Consider the following 1,789-nt stretch of genomic DNA (forward strand, 5'->3'; position numbering starts at 1 on the left):
GTGGAAGGCGAGGAGAGCGAAGACAGAGGGGGTGGCGCCCGGGCGCTGCGCGGGAGCCCGGTGCGGGTCAGGGGCGGCGGAGTTCGACGGGCTCCCCGTGCGCCTCACGCTGTCGCAGGTCGGCGGGGGTCTCGCGCCGCACCATGAGACGGGCCCGGCCGTCGCGCACGGCCACCACGGCGGGGCGCGGTTGGGCGTTGTAGTTGCTGGCCATCGTGTGGTGGTAGGCGCCGGTCGCGGGAACGGCGAGCAGGTCGCCGGGGGCGAGGTCCGCGGGCAGGGCGATGTCGGGAACGACGACGTCGCCGCTCTCGCAATGCCGGCCCACGACGACCGAGTGCACCGTCTCTCCGCGGGGTGTCCGGTCGACGGGCCAGGCGGTGTAGCGGGCTTCGTAGAGCGAGGGACGCAGGGCGTCGCTCATTCCGCCGTCGACGGAGACGAAGCGGCGCCTGAGGCCGTCCTTGACGGCCCCGACCCGGTACAGGGTCACCCCCGCGGACCCGATCATGGAGCGTCCGGGTTCGACGGCGAGGCGCACCGTCCCGGGTTCCAGCACGCGGGCCAGTCCTGCCCTGAGCGCCGCGGTGAACTCGGACGGCTCCATCCTCGGCTGTCCGGGCACGTAGGGGATGCCCGCGCCGCCGCCGAGATCGATCTCCTCGACCGTGATGCCGTGCCGGCGTGCCAGGTCGGCCACGAAGAGCCCGACCCGCTCGGCGGCCAGCGTCAGCCCTTCGGTGGCGGTGATCTGCGAACCTATGTGGCAGTGCACCCCGGCCGGCCGGAGCGAGGCGTGCGCGGCGACGGCGAGCACCGCGCGCTCCGCGTGTCCCTGGCGCACGGGGAAGCCGAACTTGACGTCGTCCCCGCCGGTGGCCATGTAGGCGTGGGTCTCGGCCGCCACCCCCGGCGTGATGCGGACGTAGACGTCCTGCACCCGGCCGGCCCGGGCGGCCGCCTGTGCGAGCCGGTCGATCTCCTCGTGGCAGTCGACGACCACCACGCCCACTCCGTGCGCCACCGCTGCGCGCAGCTCGTCGACGGACTTGTTGTTGCCGTGGAAGACGATGCGGGCGGGGTCGAAGCCGGTCTCGACGGCGAGTTCCAGCTCGCCGCCGCTGCACACGTCGAGGTGGAGGCCTTCGGAGTCGACCCAGCGGACCATCTCGGCGCACAGGAACGCCTTGGAGGCGTAGTGCACCCGGTCGGCGCCGGACTCGCGCCAGGCGGCCGCGCGGTGGCGGAAGTCGGCCTCGTCGACCACGTACAGGGCCGTGCCGCAGGCCCTCGCCAGGTCGTCCATGGCGACACCGCCCACGTGCAGGCGTCCCGCGACGGTGCGGGCGGTCAGCGGCCATACCTCGGGGGCCTGTTCGGGGGAGGCGGCGGTGGTGAGCCCGTGTGCGGCGGGGCGTTCTGGGGCCTCGGCCTCGGGGGTGGAGACAACGGGGGACACGTGCTTACTCCTCGGTGAGGACGACGAGCATCAGCAGGTCGTCACTGGGGTCCATGAAGTGGTGGGCGTCGGTCGCGGAGAGGTGGACGGCGTCCCCGGCGCGCAGCACGCGGCCGGAGCCGGCCACGACGACCCGGCAGGAGCCGCCCATCACCAGGACGAACTCCTCGCCCCCGTGGCTGATCGGTGCGGCGTGGTCGCCGACGTCCGCGTGGAGCAGGCGAACGGCGAGGCGGGTGTCGTCGTGGGCGCTGAGGTCCCAGATGCCCTGGTGCCCTTCCGCCCGGGCGAGCCGGGGTGCCGGGGTGAACCGTGCGGCGAAGGCGGGCC

The 1,789-nt window shown here is 74.1% G+C and carries 2 protein-coding genes; both read right to left on the reverse strand.

Annotated elements, in window-relative coordinates; all coding sequences use genetic code 11:
- Positions 1–67: 67 nt before the first annotated feature.
- Positions 68–1,459 carry a diaminopimelate decarboxylase gene (lysA, locus tag ACOV8S_RS32955; protein ID WP_448322339.1) on the reverse strand — a complete coding sequence of 464 codons (1,392 nt, stop codon included), beginning with the start codon at positions 1,457–1,459 and terminating at the stop codon, positions 68–70.
- Positions 1,460–1,463: 4 nt separating this feature from the next.
- On the reverse strand, positions 1,464–1,789 hold a 326-nt coding region (locus ACOV8S_RS32960), incomplete at its 5' end, for a cupin domain-containing protein (protein WP_448322341.1).

Source organism: Streptomyces sp. CO7, from assembly GCF_053474865.1.